The sequence below is a fragment of the Danxiaibacter flavus genome, from assembly GCF_041060425.1.
Lineage (GTDB): Bacteria > Bacteroidota > Bacteroidia > Chitinophagales > Chitinophagaceae > Danxiaibacter > Danxiaibacter flavus.
Genome location: NZ_JAULBC010000007.1, coordinates 434,125 through 450,158, shown reverse-complemented (window position 1 = coordinate 450,158; position 16,034 = coordinate 434,125). Strand labels below are relative to the sequence as shown.

Sequence of the window (16,034 nt, the reverse complement as noted above, 5' to 3'; positions counted from 1 at the left end):
AATAATTCGGAATTAATCAGGCTTAAGAGAATTAGAAAATGCATGTTTTATTGCCTCTAATTTTAAAATGGTTAAAGGCTTAGTAAGAAATAACTGAACATGCTGGTTTTCTTCCGCTCTTTTTATATCTTCCGGATTGGCAGAACTGGTATTCATGATAATAAAGCAATTATCTTTCTTTTTTATATTCAGTTTATCGAACCTTTCCAGAAATTCAAATCCATTCATTTCAGGCATGTTTATGTCAAGAATAATTATGCAGGGTAGAGAAAACGAATTTTCTCTTAAGTACTTTATGGCTTCACTTCCCGTTTCACAACTGATGATCTCATTGGCAAAATGATACTTTTTAAGCATTTTTGTCACGAGCGTTCTAACAATATAGTCGTCATCGATCATCATCACTTTTTTAAAACAAAAATTATTTTTCATAGATATGATTGAGTTTATTCTAGAGACAAAGACCCGGGCATATGGATGGTTTCGTAGTGCTCCATATCAAGAAAAGAACACTTATTGTGTATTATTGAAGAGGGTTTTAAAGTTCGCTGAACCTTTATAACCTCATTTTTTTTCCACAGATTTTTTTTTATTTCACTACTTCTTCAAAACGTTGCCTTATTAAGTGTTTAAGCGTTTTCTCATCTTTTGATAACGGTCACAGGCATTACTATTACCTTCAAAAATTCCCGAAGGGCTGAAGGCAGGTCCTTTCTTTTAGGCGATTTTTTAACTGTTCTTCCAGTAATTTATTTACCGCTTTCTTTTCTCGAAATGATTATTATAGTGAAATAAATAATCGATTCAAGATATTGATTGGATCCGCCTGTAAATGTGATTGTATTTCCCAAATCTTATTTTGCGAATTGATTTTTACATAATACCTGGCCAGGCTTTGGAAATGAAATCAGGCATGGTCTCAAAATCATTTTCCTTATCAAAAAAATGTTCAGTTCCCAGATTCAGGTACAGGCTGTGGCGATACCCATCTGCCTGGTTTGTAACCAGTATACCAAGGCAAGTCCTGGCATTCGTATTTTGATGATTTTTTCTACTTCTTGATAGCTTAACCCACCTGTACTGCCGGAGGGCCGGCAACATTTAAAGTAAGGTTTCATTCTTTCAGCAAAGCGTAGTTGTCATTAACCAGCTGTATCGTTAGTGGGCTAGCAGCATCCTTTAATAAGCTCAAAGAAATGCACAATTCCACGCACAAAAAATCAATGATATTGTGATTTGTTCTGTAGTTAAAAAACTACAAACTGTAGTGACATTTAAATCAGTTTTCTTTCTAAAGCATATCGGGTCATATCAGCATTGGACTGCAGGTGCATTTTGTCTAAAACACGGGAGCGATAAGTGCTTACCGTATTACCACTTAAAGAGAGCTGATGTGCTATTTCTGAAATAGTTTTTCCCGTAGCCAATAACTTGAATACCTCAAATTCACGATCGGAAAGCGATTCGTGTGGTGGGCCAGTATGCTCATTGCTAAAAGCATCAAGCACTTTTTCCGCAATTGCCGGTGTAATAAATTTTTTCCCGTTTAGAACCGTTTGAATTGCTTTAATGAGATCATAATGAATGGAAACTTTGCTTAGATAACCTGCAGCTCCTGCCTTTAAAGATCTGATGGCATACTGATCTTCAGGATACACGCTCATGATCAAAATCGGCAATTTCGAAAATGATTGCCTGATTTGTTTCACTGCATCTATTCCACTTCTGCCCGGCATATTCAGATCACAAATAACCACATCCCAGTTTTGTGCAATTACTTTTTTTACTAACTCTTCTGCATCAGACGCTTCCCCTATTTCAGCAAATGGGTATTCTTCATGTATAATGTGCCTTAGACCTCTTCGAACAATAGCATGATCGTCAGCAATTAAAATCCGAACCATTATTGGTCTCCTTTTTCAATAAGATATTCTTGTAGTTACCGTCGTTCCTTTGCCAGGAATACTTTCAATATTATAACTTCCTGACATCATCTCAGCTCGCTCTTTCATTCCTAATATACCTAATGTTTTCTTCTTTGCGGCTTCGCTAATATCAAAACCCCGTCCGTTATCATATATACGTAAAATAATTTCATTGGTTTCTTTGACAATTTCAACCTGCACATGGCTTGCTTTTGAATGTCGTGCGACGTTAGTTAGCGATTCCTGGAAAATGCGAAATAAGCCTGTTTTTGTCGAATCATCAAGGTCTAATTCTTCTTCAGATGAATAGAAAGATGTTTTGATGGCTGACCGCTTTTCAAATTCTTTCAAATGCCATTCTATGGCGTCATCCAATCCCAAATCAAGCAAGTTCGGACGCAATTCATATGAAATTTTTCGCACAGTTTCCATAGTTGCGTCAAGTATTTCTGTCAAATCGTGAAATCTTTGCTTAACAATATCATCATTGTCGCTTATCTTCTCGCTGAGGCATAAAAGATCCATTTTAATTACGGTTAACTGTTGTCCCAATTCATCATGGATTTCCCTCGCAATATGGGTTCGTTCCTCTTCACGTATATTTTGAAGGTGTTCGGACAATAAACGGATTTCACGATAAGATTCAGTCAGCTTTTCTTCTGCTTTTTTTCTTTCGGTTACATCATGTGTTAAAGATAAAATGGTGATCACGTTTCCCTGGTTATCTTTTAAAACAGAGTTGTACCATTTGCAATAAACTACCTTTCCGTCTTTTGTATAATTGCGGTTAAGGCTCAAATTTCTCTCAACAAGACCGTTCATTAATTCATAGTCGACTTTTGCAACTTTCTTTTCATCATCTTTGTAAACTATCAGGAAATCAGGATCGTACCTGTTTCTGCCTAATACTTCTGATGCTTTCCATCCGAAAATTTTTTCAGCCTGTCCCGACCATCTGGTAATATTCAGATCTTTGTCCCACTCGATCACTGCAAGAGGAGTGTTTTCCACATGATAAGACAATCGTTGATAAGCTAAACGCAGCTTGTCTTCTGCCTCCCTGCTCTCGGTTACATCCTGTGATGCTCCATATAGCCTCACTGCATTTCCTTCTGCATCCGTCATTACAGTACCGCGCGCATGAATAATCCGCACTTTTTTATCAGGCATAATTCTGCGGAAATAAAAATCATATGGTGCACGGGCTGTAATTGCTTCTTTTACAACACGCCTCACAAGGCCCCGATCATGCGGATGAATAAGATTGAACACCGATTCCAGACTATGATCGAAATCCGATTTTTTAATACCAAACATCCGGTAAAGCTCATCCGATGATGTTGCGATATTGGTATGCAAATCCAGACTCCAGCTGCCAACATGGGCTATTTTCTCAGCCTCAGTCAAAAGGTTCTCGCTCTGTCTGAGCTTCTCTTCGGTCCGCCGGCGATCTTCTATGTCAATTGATACTCCGAACCACTTAAGAACCTGTCCGTGTCTGTCGCACAAGGGTGCGCTACGGACCAGGAACCAGCGGTATTTTCCATCGGCTCCCTGCAATCGCATTTCGTCATCAAAGGGTTGTCCTGTCGCCATGTTTACCCGCCAGTTTTCCAGGATTCTTGGGAGATCATCCGGGTGAATAGGAAGCGTTGGTTGACGAATTAATTCTTCCCTGGAAATGCCTGTATATTTTATCCAACGCTTGGTTACGAAATCAAGTGTGCCATCAGGTAAAATGATCCACGTCATAACGGGAATTGTATCAATGATTTCGTTTGTCAATTCTATTTGCCGTTTGATCTGTTCTTCTGCATTTTTGCGTTCGGTAATATCAATTCCACAAATGATCAGGCATGGTTTATCCTCATAATTTATTCTTCGGCTTATAATAAAAACCTGGCGAATGGATCCATCTTTTGTTCGAATTTTAAAGTCACCGCTTATCGTTATGTTAGCAAATGCCTGCTGATGGAGATCAAAAGCTCTTTCCCTGTCAGAAATATCATGGAGGTCATTTAATATGTGGAGGTGCGGAATCTCCTGGGCAGTATAACCAGTGAAAATTTCAAACATCCGGTTCCATTCCAATATTCTGTAGTTCTCGTCAATAATATTAACGATGCCGGGAAAGCTTTCTCTAATTGCTTTGCTTAATTCTTTTTCTTTAACAAATTTGTCTTCTGCCTCCTTGCGTTCGTCAATTTCCTTTTTTAATTCTTTGACCGCATTTTCTAATTCATTGGTCCGTTCTGCTATCAAAGCATCTAAAGCTTCATTTTCTTTAACCAGATCAGCTTTCACTTTTTTAAATTCTGGTTTTTCTAAGATCGCCCAGCCGCCTTTACGTTTTGCTATAACAGCTTCATGTGCATCAGCCACATCAAGCAGTGTTGCGCCGCTGGAATGAGAAAGAGGATACGTGCATAATATAATAACAGGTTTGTTTTGTACTAAAACATTCAGCTCTTTTTCATATTCCATAAAATCCGCCCAGTCATTACTTTCCAGCCAGGTTTCATTACCGTTTATGCGTAAACCAGCATAACCTCGTTTCAACGCATTTTGAAGTAGTTCTGTAATGGCATTGGTGATGGCTTTTCCATCAAACTTGCCATCCCTAAAATACCATTCCGTATATGGCAGTATTTCAATGCTGTTTTTTTCAATATGCTGTTGAAAGTTCGGTACATGTACTTTTAGCAATTCAAACGCATCTTCTACTTTTATCGGGTAAAAAACTATCCAAAGACAAAATTCGCTGTTCGCAAGACCAGTTTTAAAATACGGTATTAGCAATTCGAGCAGGTCTTCTTTGGTTTCGTAGAATTGGCAAAAATGTGTTCCCCATGGAACATCGCCAAGGACATCAACACCGGTTTTTCGGAGGTTATTGTGATCATGCATTAAGAGGAATATTGAAGACTAAAGTTATGAAGAATATACCTTCATCTAGCGCAAGTGTTTCGCAGCGGCACTTGTATCTACCAAATCAGCCCGGATTTTATCTGGAAATAGTTAAAGCGGCCAGGTTGTAATGGCAACAGGAGCTGAATGAATACAGCTGTTTGCGTTAGTTCTATAAGTTTGATAAGTTTAAACATGAAATAAAATTATTGACGCGTTAATTTTTAAAATTCGCCAGTATAATTGACTTAGCATTAACTGGTGCAAATGGTCCTGCGGAATACTTGCGACAGGCAAGTTTTCGCAGTGAACAGCAGCTTTCATTAGTATTTAATAGCACAGAGAACGCTATGTGGCTCATGAAAGTAGAGGATGACAACCGGTTCACGCTGCAGGTTGTAAATAATTCATTTGCTGACTTTTGTAATATGGATAAAGAAGATATGTATAGAGGAAGGAAAAGTAACGCAGTTGTTGGGTATATGTAATGATATAACAGAGCGAAAGATGGCTGAAAGATTGCTCATTGACTCAGAAGAGAAATAAGGTTTTGTTTGATAAAAGTCCACTGCCAAAGTGGATCTATGATGCAGAAACATTACGGTTTTTACATAGTATAAGATAAATAAGAGTTAAATAGAAACCTACCTCACACTAAATTGAAGTCCAGTATATGCATCTTCTTAACATTACTTTTTTTACAGTAGTAAATCACTTTAAAGGTAAAAGCGCATCTGAAGCGATTTTTCCGGTGTATCAGGAATGTGCCAGCACATTAGCTTACTGCTGCATTTTGCTTCAGCAACTTTTTTAAACGCTCGTTCCGATTCTTGTTTACGCAAACTGAATAGCTAGATGACTCTCTCTCTCTTGCACTTAACAAGCGATAATCTATAGAGGGTTGCGGCATCATGAAATTTATACAAGTACAAGGTTGAAAAAAATGCATCAGATAACTATTTACTGCTAAAGTATGCCGGACAATGCAGTATCAACAATGAATTTATTTTGCTCCAAAAAATGTTTAAGTAAATCAAGATAATGGGGTTCGTCATCGACGATCATTATCATGAGAGATAAATTGATTAACAAAAATTAGTAAGGAATCGAATGTTGAAAAATTCCATCTTTCTTTAAGATTTAAATATTTCAAGATCAGATTTAACGGATTCTCGTTTTGCGTTGCCGGAGGAATAACCGCCTTCGGCTTTTTTTTCACTTCTTGTAATTGTTTCTTTTTACTTTTTTTAATCAGATATTTTTGCTTATAATCACTCAGTGGTTCACGCTTTTCCTCTCCAGTTAATGTCTTCTGCTGAGACAAAGTACCTTTATTACCGTATTGAATACTACTATCTGAGGCCTTTACTCCGCCAACTTCTTTTTTAGCAGCAACCTGCTTACTTGTATCTAAAAGAGATTGTACTTTAAATTCAAGGTTGTCTACTATTACGCCGTCTTCACTTGCTTGAATATTAAAGGTTATAGTCTCAGGAGTACAAGTCAAATTTAGATTATGTAGTTGGGCAGTATCAAGCCTGGCAGTATAAGTGCCGGGTGTAAAGCCCATAAAAGTAAAATATCCGCCGGGTTCAGTGAGCGTATGAGCAACGCGGGTAAAATTGCTATCATAAAAATTAATTATTATACGGCTCAGGCCGTTCGTTTTGTTATTATTACAAAGAGATACTATACCCGAAGCCTCTCCTGCAACCGTTACTGCAACTTCAATTAATGTCAAATGGTTTGGTTCAATGGTAACACTGATATTAGGTTTTTTAATTTGCCATGCTATATTATCAAAACTGTTCTTATCCAGTTCAATTAAATATTTACTAAATGCTTCGAGTTCAAGTATACGTATTATTGTATCGCGATCATTACGCTCTGTAATGCCACCATTGATATGCAATTTCAGGCCTGCAACTTTGGGTTCATTTAAATCACGGTGCCCGTTACCGTTAATATCAAGATAGGAGAGAATGATAAGTCCTCCCTTACCTACGCCGATTCGATTATTTGCACGCAAATAATTTGTGTTATCATCATAAAGAAAGCTTCCTCTTGCCGATTCAACGAGACTAGAAGTATGATTACTTTGGGTTGCAAAAAAAGATGCTTGCCCGAAAGAAAAATTATATCGGAATCCTATTCCTAAATAGCTTGTTTTGATGTTAAAATCTCTTTGGTAAGAGAAATTGAGATAGCCTTTTGTACTTATATTTTTTCCCGCTTCGCACTTGAACATATTAAAGCGCTTCCTGGTATAATCGAATTGCATTTGAGGAGAGAATGTGATATTATGGAGGAGCCGGTAAGTCTGAGTGAAATTACTGTACACATAAGGATGCTGCGAAAACATTCCGTAGGTCGTAAGATTTGAACTGATGCCTGCAAAAACTCCGGTTATTGTATATTCTGCAGTAGTATATTTTGTGTTTGGAAGTATAAACTGCCCGAGTTTTAAACGTGAAAGAGCGTTAAAATTTCTGCTGTGAAGAGGAATTGATAATTCAATCTTCCGCTCCTCCAGGTAATTGTATTTGACTGCGGTTTGATCTTTATCGTATTTCGTATAACTAACATTGACCTGCGCTTTGGAAGACAGGCTGTAACTGATAGTTGCATTTGACCTCACTCCGTAAGTATGGTCTGCTGTTATTAATAGTTTGGATCCTAATCTGAATGATGCATTTAAGTAGGGCATACTTTTATCAGAGGCGAGAGATGAGAGATATTCTACTCCTGTGCCTATGGTAATATGCCGGGTAAAGCCGTAATTAACATCTGTTCGGTAAAACAAGCTCTTTTGTTCATCTTCCACGCGGCCTGCTGTTACTGTATATTGAAATTCATTTTGTGGAAGAAAATTAAAGGGTATAATAATATTTTGTTCCCGGTATCGTTCCTCTCCCCACGGGCCATATACGCGCAGTTTTACAACTGAGTTTCCGTAAACCATGGGTACTTCGAAAGTAAAAAAGCCTGACGAATCGGCTTTTTTATAGTCCAGTAGAATGTTATTTACATACAACTCCACCATCCAGCCCGGTTCAGTTCTGTCAGTAAGCTTATAGGTGCCAAATGATTTTCTGTAAGTAGTAGGCGTATTGGTAAATTGAACTCCCACAACTGGTGCGTAAATAGAAGACGTAGAATGAATGAGTAACTTTCCGGCTGTTACTTGACGCAGACTGGAATGGTCGTTATTAACATACCTCCAGCTATAATACTGTTGCTTTTGATTGAAAGGCTGAGCACTCGTATAATTTAAGGATACGTTTGCTTCTCCTCCCGCAACAAATGCCCCCATATTAAGGTTAGCCCTGGTATTATCTCCCGAATTCGATTGTTGAGTGGCTACTATGGACCAATCGGCCGAACCTAGATGAAACATTGAAAATTTCCGCGCAATAGTTGTATCTGCTTGCTTTTCTCCTTTCAGCCGACTAATGTTACGTCGCATTAACTCCTGCTGCATCTCCCGTATTGCAGGTAAATCTATTTGTGTATTGAGCGTAACAGAAAGGCTTCGAAAATTAAAAATGCAATCTAATCCAAAGGCCTCCCGGAAATAATCAGCGTTTAAATACAGACCCGTTTCGGTTTTCACCAAATCATTAGGTTTAAGTTCAAATATTTTTTCATCGTACCTGATCCTGTGATTTACTTCATCAATTAAATAGGTGACCTGTGGATTGATAAAAAAACCTGTCACCGAATCCATACCCGCTGAAAGTATATTCCTGATTTTTAAAAAATCAAAAAGGTCTTTTACCGGCAAATAAATTCTTTGGCCGTGAACAATGGCCGGGATTTCAGAGCCGCCTATTTTAGGAACATTAAGGGTAATTGAAATTTCGTAGTAGTTTAAATTATCATCTACCTGCGCCTTCCCGGCATTGCAATACAAAAGAGATAGAGAAACAAAGAAAATAAAAACAAAATAAAAAAGGTGTGGAGACCTGCATATTGTACCGGATAAATATGTGTCTCTGGGAGGCATTAGAATGATTATAAATTTAAGATTTCCTATTCCTGGTTAACCGTGATTGAGAAAGAACCGGTGTAAGTGCCTGGTGCGGTGGTCATAGAGCTTCCTGCTGTAAGCGTTCCTCCGATACTTACCCTGGTTCGTTCAGGTGGGGATACTGTGGTGTTAAAAGGCATAGCAGGTTCTGTCTTATCTAAATGTAATGTAACAGAGCCGCCATTGCTTCCGGAAAGTATAATATTGTCAGGCATTAATATTGAGATAATAGTGCCTGCAGGCGCTTCTATTTCGAATATAGCAGGATGATATTGTATGCCCATATTAAACGGAATAACGCTACCTGTAACAGAACGTGAACCATTTTCTGAAATAATCACTGTTCCACCCGAAATGCCGGGAGAAAAGGCGCCAAAACTGATATTTTGAACAGGTATCACAGACACATTTTGTGAATACACACATGTGCAAGGCATAATAAAGAGCAGGATAACACAAACGAATTGAAATAATTTTTTACACACTAACCATATATTGCTTGTAACGCTCATTTCTTGTATAAATATTTCTGGCAAACCACAAATGAGTATGCGACTTAATTTTTAGTTCAAATTGATTTCCGCCTCTGAAAGTTTTGTGTCGTTTGATGAGTTATAAGTTATTTGAAGAGTTCCGGTATGATAATCAATCCCGTTAATTTTATATAATTCAAACTGAAGATGGCGTAAAGCATTAGGCGTATAAATCGCCACGCCCTTTATTGTACCTACACGTGTTACTTTACCTTGCAGCGAAATATGATCTATTTGCACATCACCATAAACCGACATGTTTCCGGTACGGTTAAAAGTAATTTTCAAAACGGGATCTGTTTCTTTTTCCAGGTGAAATGAAATATCAGAAAAACTTACTTTGGAAGTATTTTCACCTACACGTATAATCACAGGAATGGACATGCCAAAAACCGGTACAAGTTTTACCGATATGCCCGAGTCTTTTTGTAACTCTTTTTCCCCGAGCGGATCAGAATTGCGTATCGCTCTGAAATATAAATGAGAACGGTATTCACCAGTAGCCAATTCGGATGATTTTATCAGTTGCACTTTAACAGCCTGTACTTCATTAGGAGCAAGGGTAACGGTATGCGGAAAAAAACGGAAGTTCCTGTCAGCAAAATTTTGTCCAGAGTCCGGCCGGTCGATTTTTTCAACTGAACCATCATCCTTCATTCTTATTTGCATCACAGAAATAATATATGTGGCTGTATCATGACCAATGTTGGCAAGATTCAATTCCTCTGACCTCTTAACACCTTCAAAGACCACTCTTTTCGGCATAATTAAAAGGTTCCCCTGACCTGAGCATTTTAAAGAAAAAAAGCAAAGCATAATAACCGGAAATAAAATGCTGGAACGCCTTGATCTATTACTAAACGATGATCCAGGAAGTAAGCAGGACAACATAAAAAAGAAAGTAGATGGTAAATTAAATCAGTATTATTCCTAATAGGCCGCACCCTCGGAAATAATATTACTGCCGAAGAAGTTTTAAAAGAAGGAAAAACGCTGTCATCAACGTTTTTCCTTCAAAAAAATGACAATTATTCGTAATTAACGGTTACATCAAAGTCTCCCGACGTATAAACTCCGGCAGCCTGCGATGCAGCCACGGTCAATGTAGCACCAACCTTAACATCTTTTGTACCTGAACTTAAAGTACCTGAACCTGAAGGAGTACTTGTAAAAGCAGTAGCATCCATTGTTTCAGTGCCGCTTGCACGGGTAAGAGTAACCGGTGTTGTAGGTAACGTAATAGAGAATGTGTAAGTGTCGGTACCCGTAACGGTGAAATCTGCTGCCGTAACAGTTCCTGTAGTGGTAGGTAAAGTAACTCCCCCGGTTGTAGAACGTGTTCCGTCAGTTGCTAGTATTACTGTACCACCGGATGCACCCACGGCGATGTTACCAAAACTCACGTCGACATTTTTTGTAATGCTGATAGGGGTAACAATTGTTGCTGTAGAAGTAGCGCTAGCAGTTGATTGTGCGTTCGAAGCAATCGTAAAACCTGCAAGCGCAAGTGTGAGAAGGATCTCTTTTTTCATTTTTATATTGGATTTAATCGGGGCAAAGCTAAGTGGACAATTCAGGATTTCCTGTAGACTTTGGACGGTTTTCCTGTAGACTTTGGACGACTTCCTGTAGACTTTGGATGACTTCACCAATAAAAAAAGAACCGGCAAACAATGTTGCGTGCTTGTAATACTTCGGCTAACGGAAATGTTACAGTTTTTTCAATAAATGATTGATTACGTGAGGTAGAGTATGTGCAAATTTTAAAGCTTACTTTTTTCAATTTGTACATAGTTAGCTCCGGACGATGAAGCATTTTGAGGTTTTCTGCCTACGTTTTGTGCAGATTAAAATGCAGAAACTCTGTCTGTCTATTTCCCATCTGTGAACAAACCAGTGGCGATCATATCAGGAGATTATTTGTTGCCTGCTGATCATTTTCTGAGCACTTGCCGCAAAGTGAGTTATGAAAAATATTTCAAGGGTGCAACTTTCCGTATAGTGTGGAACTCTTCCTCAATATCTTACCGCGGGATGATAATTCCATGTTTCTAAAACTTTGCAAGCCTTTTGCAGTATTCCATTTAGCCTCTTAAAAGATAATAGAGCATGAACAAAAGCAATAGTACCAATATATCGCCTTCCTTACATCTTCCGCTGATTGACGAATGTCAACGATTATTCGATGCCGTCGATTTTGGTGTTGCAATCCTGGAGCCCCAAAGAGATAGAACCGGAGATATTACCGATCTGGTCTTCGGCATGTTAACCAGTCCTTTGAAAGGCACACTGGATTGACTGATGTAATTGACAAGAAAGCCAGTGAATTGTCGCCAAACTTGCTGACAACAATACTTCAATATGCGCGAAAAGCAGCGGAGTTTCCAACGCTGGTCCGGGTGGAGCAGCATATTCACAGCCTCGGACGTTGGTTTGATGCATCTTACGTTAAAATAGGAGAAGATTCTGAAGCCAACATTGCCATTTTATTTAAAGACATTACGCAGGTAAAAATTTATCAAAAAAATCAATCTTTCCTTTCGGAAATTACCAGAGATCTAGTCATGTTAAGAAATATAAGAAATGGCCTTGACGAACTAGCTGAAAAGATTGCAAAACACTTTGATGTGCCGTGGTGCAGTTTTGCGGAAATTACTGATGACCGGACTACTGCAGTAGCAAATTATGGATGGAATGCCGATTTTGTCCCATCATTAAAGGGAATATATGATACAGAAGAATTATGGAGCCGCGAAGAAGCAGAAAGAATGAATAATGGGCAAGCTTTCTGTTGCCTGCGATGCTTTTAACGACTCCCGGTTCAACGCCAAAAACTTTGCTGCTTTGGGGGTAAGGTCCTTTATTGCAGTACCACTTGCAAAGGATGGTAAATTCAATTCCTTACTTTCTGTCATTGACTTAAAAACGCGTCAGTGGACGGCAGAGGATTTGGCCCTTATGCAGGAGCTTGTGTCCCGAATTTGGGCCAGAGTTGAGCTAGCGAGGGCAGAAGAAATGCTACGGGATTCTGAATCACATCTTCGTCACCTTTTGAGGCAAAAAGATGAGTTTATCGGAGTTGCAGGTCATGAGTTAAAAACGGCTGTAACCAGTATGAAAATTTTTGGTGAGCTTGTTCAACAAAGATTAGAAGAAACTGAAAATAAGGATGATATACATCTTATAACCAAACTTAATGCGCAAATAAAGCGGTTAACATTACTTATCAATCATTTATGGAACATTCCTCGCTTTTTTAAATAGAGCGTCTTCCTTTTTCGCCTTCTAGGAAAAGTTTTCTTAAACGTCAGGTTCTATTAGGCGATATTTTGCTAGGAAGTATGAAATTTCTCGCCCTTGCTGGTGTTTTCGTCCTTGTTGGTGTTTCTCACTCTCGCCTGCTTGTTGGGTGTGCCGGACGGTAATTGAGCGAAAGCCCACTAACAACAAAGTGTACAGGTATTTACTAAAAGTAAAATCAAATAAGCCGTTCGTCGAGCGGCTTGTTTGATTTTGCATTGATATCTGTGCAGCTGTTGTATTTTCTTTCGTGTTTATTCCACTACTAGCGGAATGCATCTCGCCCGGCAGATAAATGAGGATTTTAATCCCAATACAAGTGCAGGAACTTCGCGGGATAAGAAGAGAAGATGGCAAAAACAACAATCCGAAGTGTACCTCGTTTTATTTGTAAAAAAGGCGCTCGCTGCCGCTGCTTTTACAATCTGCTCAATTGTAAATCCGCGCTTGCCGCTTTCAACTTCAATCAAATTGCTTGGCCTAATACAAATCAATTCGCACTATTCATCGTAACATAAGTAGGTGGGTTTAAAAAGCGTTGCGGGGTCCTGTACGCAGATTTTCCGTTGTTTACAGAAATATTTGCAGTGGTTTATTTATACAGCCATTTTTTTATCCATCTTGTATAGTGCGGCATAACGAGATAAACCATCAGGAACACAATAATTCCTGAGACAAAAAATGCATCAACGATTCGTGATGGAGGAACTTTTAGCATTCTTAAAAAGGGAATCAGGGCTGAAGGGATGAGTATGGACAAAGGATAAATTGCGGACCAGGTAGTTAGAAATTGTTTCCAGCGAACAGGAGGTTTTGCTTTATTGTTTTGAGGACTGAATAAAAAATCCAAACCGGTGATGATATCATAATTGTCATCTGTTTTTAGTAGTGGGCGAATTTTTTCAACCAGACGTTTCCTGTCCTCTGACTCCATCCACAGTTTCAGGTTGTCTATAGTGTCAAAGCGGATAATGATCGTATACAAATATGTCAAACCGGGAATAGGGCGAATGATCTGCCAGTTAATATGACCATTGGCATTTCTTGCAATGGGACCGATCTCATCCAGCCAGTTTTCATATTCCTGGTGTTTACCGTCTATGATTTGGTGTGCGATGACTACCGTTGCGCCTTCTTTTTCCATAAGATTAATAGCTGAGGTATTGGGAAATAAATTGTGTTCAATGAAGGTTAATGCCGAGCCCACTTCTTAGCGCCAACTGTTTACCATACGAAGTGAGGTGTAACGCCTCACGTATTTGTTGATCATTCCAATGGGGTAACGCCTTGTCAACATCACCATTATGGTAATGCAAACAATTGGCAAGTGCGATCGCATCCCGATAAGCTTTAGCAGTGCCGGAGGCAGTATGTGGTCGTACCACACAAGCGGCATCGCCAAGTATTGCCACCCGCCCGTTATACATCTTGAGTACAGCCATATCTACTATTACCTGGACAAAAGGACTTTCTGTTTGGAGTACCCGGTCTCTTAAAATTTTCGGTAGCTCCTGGTGTGCCTGCGCATGTAGGTCGCTGACAGACTTGCTGCTAAGAAAGCCGGGAGGAACTGAATACATTCTTGTTTTTTCATCTTTACCCGTCAGGATATCCGCCAGTTGCTCGTGTGATTTATTGAGATACCATACCCAATTGTATAGGCGTTGCCCTTTGTTTAATTCACCTTTTATGCCTGGTACCATGTAACAAAGCAGGTGTGAGTGATGGTAAGGATAAATGGAAAACTTGTTTTCAAAAAAAGCCACTTCCGCATCAGTCATTTCATTTTCGGGTATGAGCCCCCGGTAAGCCACATAACCTGCATAGGTAGGCGCCGTATTGGGTAGAAAGTGATTTCTTGTTACTGAGCCGTAACCATCTGCGCCAATCACCAGGTTTGCTGTTTGTCTTGTTCCGTTCGAGAAATGCACCGTTACATGATGCTCGTTTTCTTCTATAGTTTCCAATTGATGACCGAAGAAATAGCGTTCATTAGGAAAATAATCTTTGAGCTGTTGCCAGATATAGTTCCAGGAAGTAAAGGAGGTGTCGTTTTGAAATGTGTGCGTGACTGTCCCTTTACTATCCAGTACCTGTCTTTCATAGGCAGGCACACCAAAAACTTCTTTCGCCGAAATATGATATTCGTTCAAATAGTTCATCATATCGGGCTGGATGACCAGGCCGGCGCCTCTGTCCTGCATGTGCCCCGTGGAGCGTTCATAGATTTCAACGTCATATCCCCTGCAAAGCAGTGCGATGCCGGCGCTCAGCCCGCCAATCGAACCACCGATAATGATAATTTTCATAATGTCTATTTATTGATTTGCGTTTTTTGTTTTGCTAAAGACATCGGCAGCAGGTTGGCGTTTGTTATGGTATGCAGGATCTAATTGAGCCTCGTACTCCGGGTGTTTTTTTATAAAAGACGCTACGAACGGACAATAGACCATCACTTGTTTTTTCATTTCTTTTGCATGGGCAAAAGCTGCGGTTGCAAGCATGGAAGCTATGCCTTGTCCTTTCAATTGTTCCGGCACAAACGTATGCATGAATGCGATGCTTTGCTTGTAAAACCGGTAAGTGAGGTACGCTTTTGATCCGTCAGTTTCTATCTCAAATTGCTGCTCACTGCTATTGTTTACTACAGGTTCCATCTTTTGTTCTTTATGCGTTTTAGTGAAACGTACCTCGTAACATGAGGGCATGTTTTAGTGTGCCGGATTAAATACAAGGTCCGTTGCCTGTTTGATCTCATCTTCTATGATCGTGTGCCCCATATTATCATAGATTTTTTCGGTTACATTGGCGCCCATTGCACGTAGCATAGCAGATGATGCGTGTACCCGTTCTGCCGGGACATGCATGTCAGGATTAGAACTGCCAATGAAAACAGGCATGCCTTCAAAGGTGCCTGTATAGTTATCCTGGTATATTTTGTCGCCGATGAGGCCGCCGGTGAAAGCCACTGCACCTCCATAGCGTGCTGCATTTCTCGCGACGAATTCAAGCATGAGGCAAGCGCCTTGTGAGAAACCGAGAAAAAATATATTCCTCTTATCGATACCATATTCCTGTATGCAGTCTATAGTCTTTTTTAATAAGCCAAGTGCCGAAGAAAGCCAGGGCTCGTTCTCCACAGGCGGGGCCAGGAATGATAGAGGGTACCAGGTAAAGTTGGTAGCCTGTGGTGCAAGTAATGCATACTCGCTAACAGGTAAGTATGCTGCCAGTGATAGTATATCATTAGCAGACGCACCTCTGCCATGTATCATAATGAGCGCTTTAGATGCTTCATTGATCGGCTTACCCACAGTAATAATGTTTTCTTTATGCATA

General features: G+C 39.5%; 15 protein-coding genes. 4 read left to right on the top strand and 11 right to left on the bottom strand.

The annotated features are described in order from the left end of the window. Nucleotides 1–12 precede the first annotated feature (12 nt). The 3 genes from QTN47_RS21170 to QTN47_RS21160 all read right to left on the bottom strand — a co-directional run bounded on the left by QTN47_RS21170 (nucleotide 13) and on the right by QTN47_RS21160 (nucleotide 4,832). On the bottom strand, nucleotides 13–432 hold the full coding sequence (locus tag QTN47_RS21170; RefSeq protein ID WP_369331423.1) for a response regulator: 420 nt from the start codon (nucleotides 430–432) through the stop codon (nucleotides 13–15). Nucleotides 433–1,274: 842 nt separating this feature from the next. Beyond that, nucleotides 1,275–1,904, bottom strand: a complete 630-nt coding sequence (locus tag QTN47_RS21165) for a response regulator (protein WP_369331422.1) — start codon at nucleotides 1,902–1,904, stop codon at nucleotides 1,275–1,277. A 15-nt stretch (nucleotides 1,905–1,919) separates the two neighbouring features. Beyond that, nucleotides 1,920–4,832, bottom strand: a complete 2,913-nt coding sequence (locus QTN47_RS21160) for a PAS domain S-box protein (RefSeq protein WP_369331421.1) — start codon at nucleotides 4,830–4,832, stop codon at nucleotides 1,920–1,922. Nucleotides 4,833–5,191: 359 nt separating this feature from the next. On the opposite strand from QTN47_RS21160, the gene QTN47_RS21155 reads away from it, so the two are divergent. Next, nucleotides 5,192–5,320, top strand: a complete 129-nt coding sequence (locus QTN47_RS21155) for a hypothetical protein (RefSeq protein WP_369331420.1) — start codon at nucleotides 5,192–5,194, stop codon at nucleotides 5,318–5,320. Nucleotides 5,321–5,883: 563 nt separating this feature from the next. Here QTN47_RS21155 and QTN47_RS21150 read toward each other — a convergent pair. The 4 genes from QTN47_RS21150 to QTN47_RS21135 all read right to left on the bottom strand — a co-directional run bounded on the left by QTN47_RS21150 (nucleotide 5,884) and on the right by QTN47_RS21135 (nucleotide 10,927). Then, nucleotides 5,884–8,838: a hypothetical protein gene (locus QTN47_RS21150; protein WP_369331419.1), complete on the bottom strand. Its 2,955-nt coding sequence runs from the start codon at nucleotides 8,836–8,838 to the stop codon at nucleotides 5,884–5,886. Nucleotides 8,839–8,864: 26 nt separating this feature from the next. Next, the gene (locus QTN47_RS21145) at nucleotides 8,865–9,263 is read right to left on the bottom strand and encodes a DUF4402 domain-containing protein (protein ID WP_369331418.1); all 399 of its coding nucleotides are present in this window, start codon (nucleotides 9,261–9,263) and stop codon (nucleotides 8,865–8,867) included. Between the two features lie 162 nt (nucleotides 9,264–9,425). Next, nucleotides 9,426–10,160, bottom strand: a complete 735-nt coding sequence (locus QTN47_RS21140; RefSeq protein WP_369331417.1) for a fimbrial biogenesis chaperone — start codon at nucleotides 10,158–10,160, stop codon at nucleotides 9,426–9,428. A gap of 263 nt (nucleotides 10,161–10,423) precedes the next feature. Continuing rightward, complete coding sequence (locus QTN47_RS21135; protein WP_369331416.1) at nucleotides 10,424–10,927, bottom strand: DUF4402 domain-containing protein; 504 nt, start codon at nucleotides 10,925–10,927, stop codon at nucleotides 10,424–10,426. 577 nt (nucleotides 10,928–11,504) lie between these two features. Here QTN47_RS21135 and QTN47_RS21130 point away from each other — a divergent pair. The 3 genes from QTN47_RS21130 to QTN47_RS21120 are packed head-to-tail and all read left to right on the top strand — an operon-like array spanning nucleotide 11,505 to nucleotide 12,659. Beyond that, the gene (locus QTN47_RS21130; protein WP_369331415.1) at nucleotides 11,505–11,693 is read left to right on the top strand and encodes a hypothetical protein; all 189 of its coding nucleotides are present in this window, start codon (nucleotides 11,505–11,507) and stop codon (nucleotides 11,691–11,693) included. Beyond that, on the top strand, nucleotides 11,690–12,205 hold the full coding sequence (locus QTN47_RS21125) for a hypothetical protein (protein ID WP_369331414.1): 516 nt from the start codon (nucleotides 11,690–11,692) through the stop codon (nucleotides 12,203–12,205). Before QTN47_RS21130 ends, QTN47_RS21125 begins: the two co-directional genes overlap by 4 nt. Next, entirely contained in the window at nucleotides 12,171–12,659 is a 489-nt protein-coding gene (locus tag QTN47_RS21120; protein WP_369331413.1) for a GAF domain-containing protein, read from the top strand. The genes QTN47_RS21125 and QTN47_RS21120 overlap by 35 nt, the downstream gene beginning before the upstream one ends. A 628-nt stretch (nucleotides 12,660–13,287) precedes the next feature. On the opposite strand, the gene QTN47_RS21115 is transcribed toward QTN47_RS21120, so the two are convergent. Genes QTN47_RS21115 through QTN47_RS21100 form a run of 4 tightly spaced genes read right to left on the bottom strand, consistent with a single transcriptional unit; the run spans nucleotide 13,288 to nucleotide 16,033 of the window. Beyond that, entirely contained in the window at nucleotides 13,288–13,839 is a 552-nt protein-coding gene (locus QTN47_RS21115) for a putative antibiotic biosynthesis monooxygenase (RefSeq protein ID WP_369331412.1), read from the bottom strand. A gap of 37 nt (nucleotides 13,840–13,876) precedes the next feature. After that, nucleotides 13,877–15,004 carry an FAD binding domain-containing protein gene (locus QTN47_RS21110; protein ID WP_369331411.1) on the bottom strand — a complete coding sequence of 376 codons (1,128 nt, stop codon included), beginning with the start codon at nucleotides 15,002–15,004 and terminating at the stop codon, nucleotides 13,877–13,879. A gap of 9 nt (nucleotides 15,005–15,013) precedes the next feature. Continuing rightward, nucleotides 15,014–15,352 (bottom strand): GNAT family N-acetyltransferase, encoded by a 339-nt coding sequence (locus QTN47_RS21105; protein ID WP_369331410.1) that lies wholly within the window; start codon nucleotides 15,350–15,352, stop codon nucleotides 15,014–15,016. Nucleotides 15,353–15,406: 54 nt separating this feature from the next. After that, a complete protein-coding gene (locus tag QTN47_RS21100; RefSeq protein ID WP_369331409.1) occupies nucleotides 15,407–16,033 on the bottom strand; it encodes an alpha/beta hydrolase in 627 nt (208 codons plus the stop codon). Between the last annotated feature and the right edge of the window lies 1 nt (nucleotide 16,034).

Coding starts and splice junctions, on each gene's coding strand:
- QTN47_RS21170 (WP_369331423.1), bottom strand. CDS start 432: ATGAAAAATAATTTTTGTTTTAAAAAAGTGATGATGATCGATGACGAC.
- QTN47_RS21165 (WP_369331422.1), bottom strand. CDS start 1,904: ATGGTTCGGATTTTAATTGCTGACGATCATGCTATTGTTCGAAGAGGT.
- QTN47_RS21160 (WP_369331421.1), bottom strand. CDS start 4,832: ATGCATGATCACAATAACCTCCGAAAAACCGGTGTTGATGTCCTTGGC.
- QTN47_RS21155 (WP_369331420.1), top strand. CDS start 5,192: ATGAAAGTAGAGGATGACAACCGGTTCACGCTGCAGGTTGTAAATAAT.
- QTN47_RS21150 (WP_369331419.1), bottom strand. CDS start 8,838: ATGCCTCCCAGAGACACATATTTATCCGGTACAATATGCAGGTCTCCA.
- QTN47_RS21140 (WP_369331417.1), bottom strand. CDS start 10,160: ATGCCGAAAAGAGTGGTCTTTGAAGGTGTTAAGAGGTCAGAGGAATTG.
- QTN47_RS21135 (WP_369331416.1), bottom strand. CDS start 10,927: ATGAAAAAAGAGATCCTTCTCACACTTGCGCTTGCAGGTTTTACGATT.
- QTN47_RS21130 (WP_369331415.1), top strand. CDS start 11,505: ATGAACAAAAGCAATAGTACCAATATATCGCCTTCCTTACATCTTCCG.
- QTN47_RS21120 (WP_369331413.1), top strand. CDS start 12,171: ATGGGCAAGCTTTCTGTTGCCTGCGATGCTTTTAACGACTCCCGGTTC.
- QTN47_RS21115 (WP_369331412.1), bottom strand. CDS start 13,839: ATGGAAAAAGAAGGCGCAACGGTAGTCATCGCACACCAAATCATAGAC.
- QTN47_RS21110 (WP_369331411.1), bottom strand. CDS start 15,004: ATGAAAATTATCATTATCGGTGGTTCGATTGGCGGGCTGAGCGCCGGC.
- QTN47_RS21105 (WP_369331410.1), bottom strand. CDS start 15,352: ATGGAACCTGTAGTAAACAATAGCAGTGAGCAGCAATTTGAGATAGAA.
- QTN47_RS21100 (WP_369331409.1), bottom strand. CDS start 16,033: ATGCATAAAGAAAACATTATTACTGTGGGTAAGCCGATCAATGAAGCA.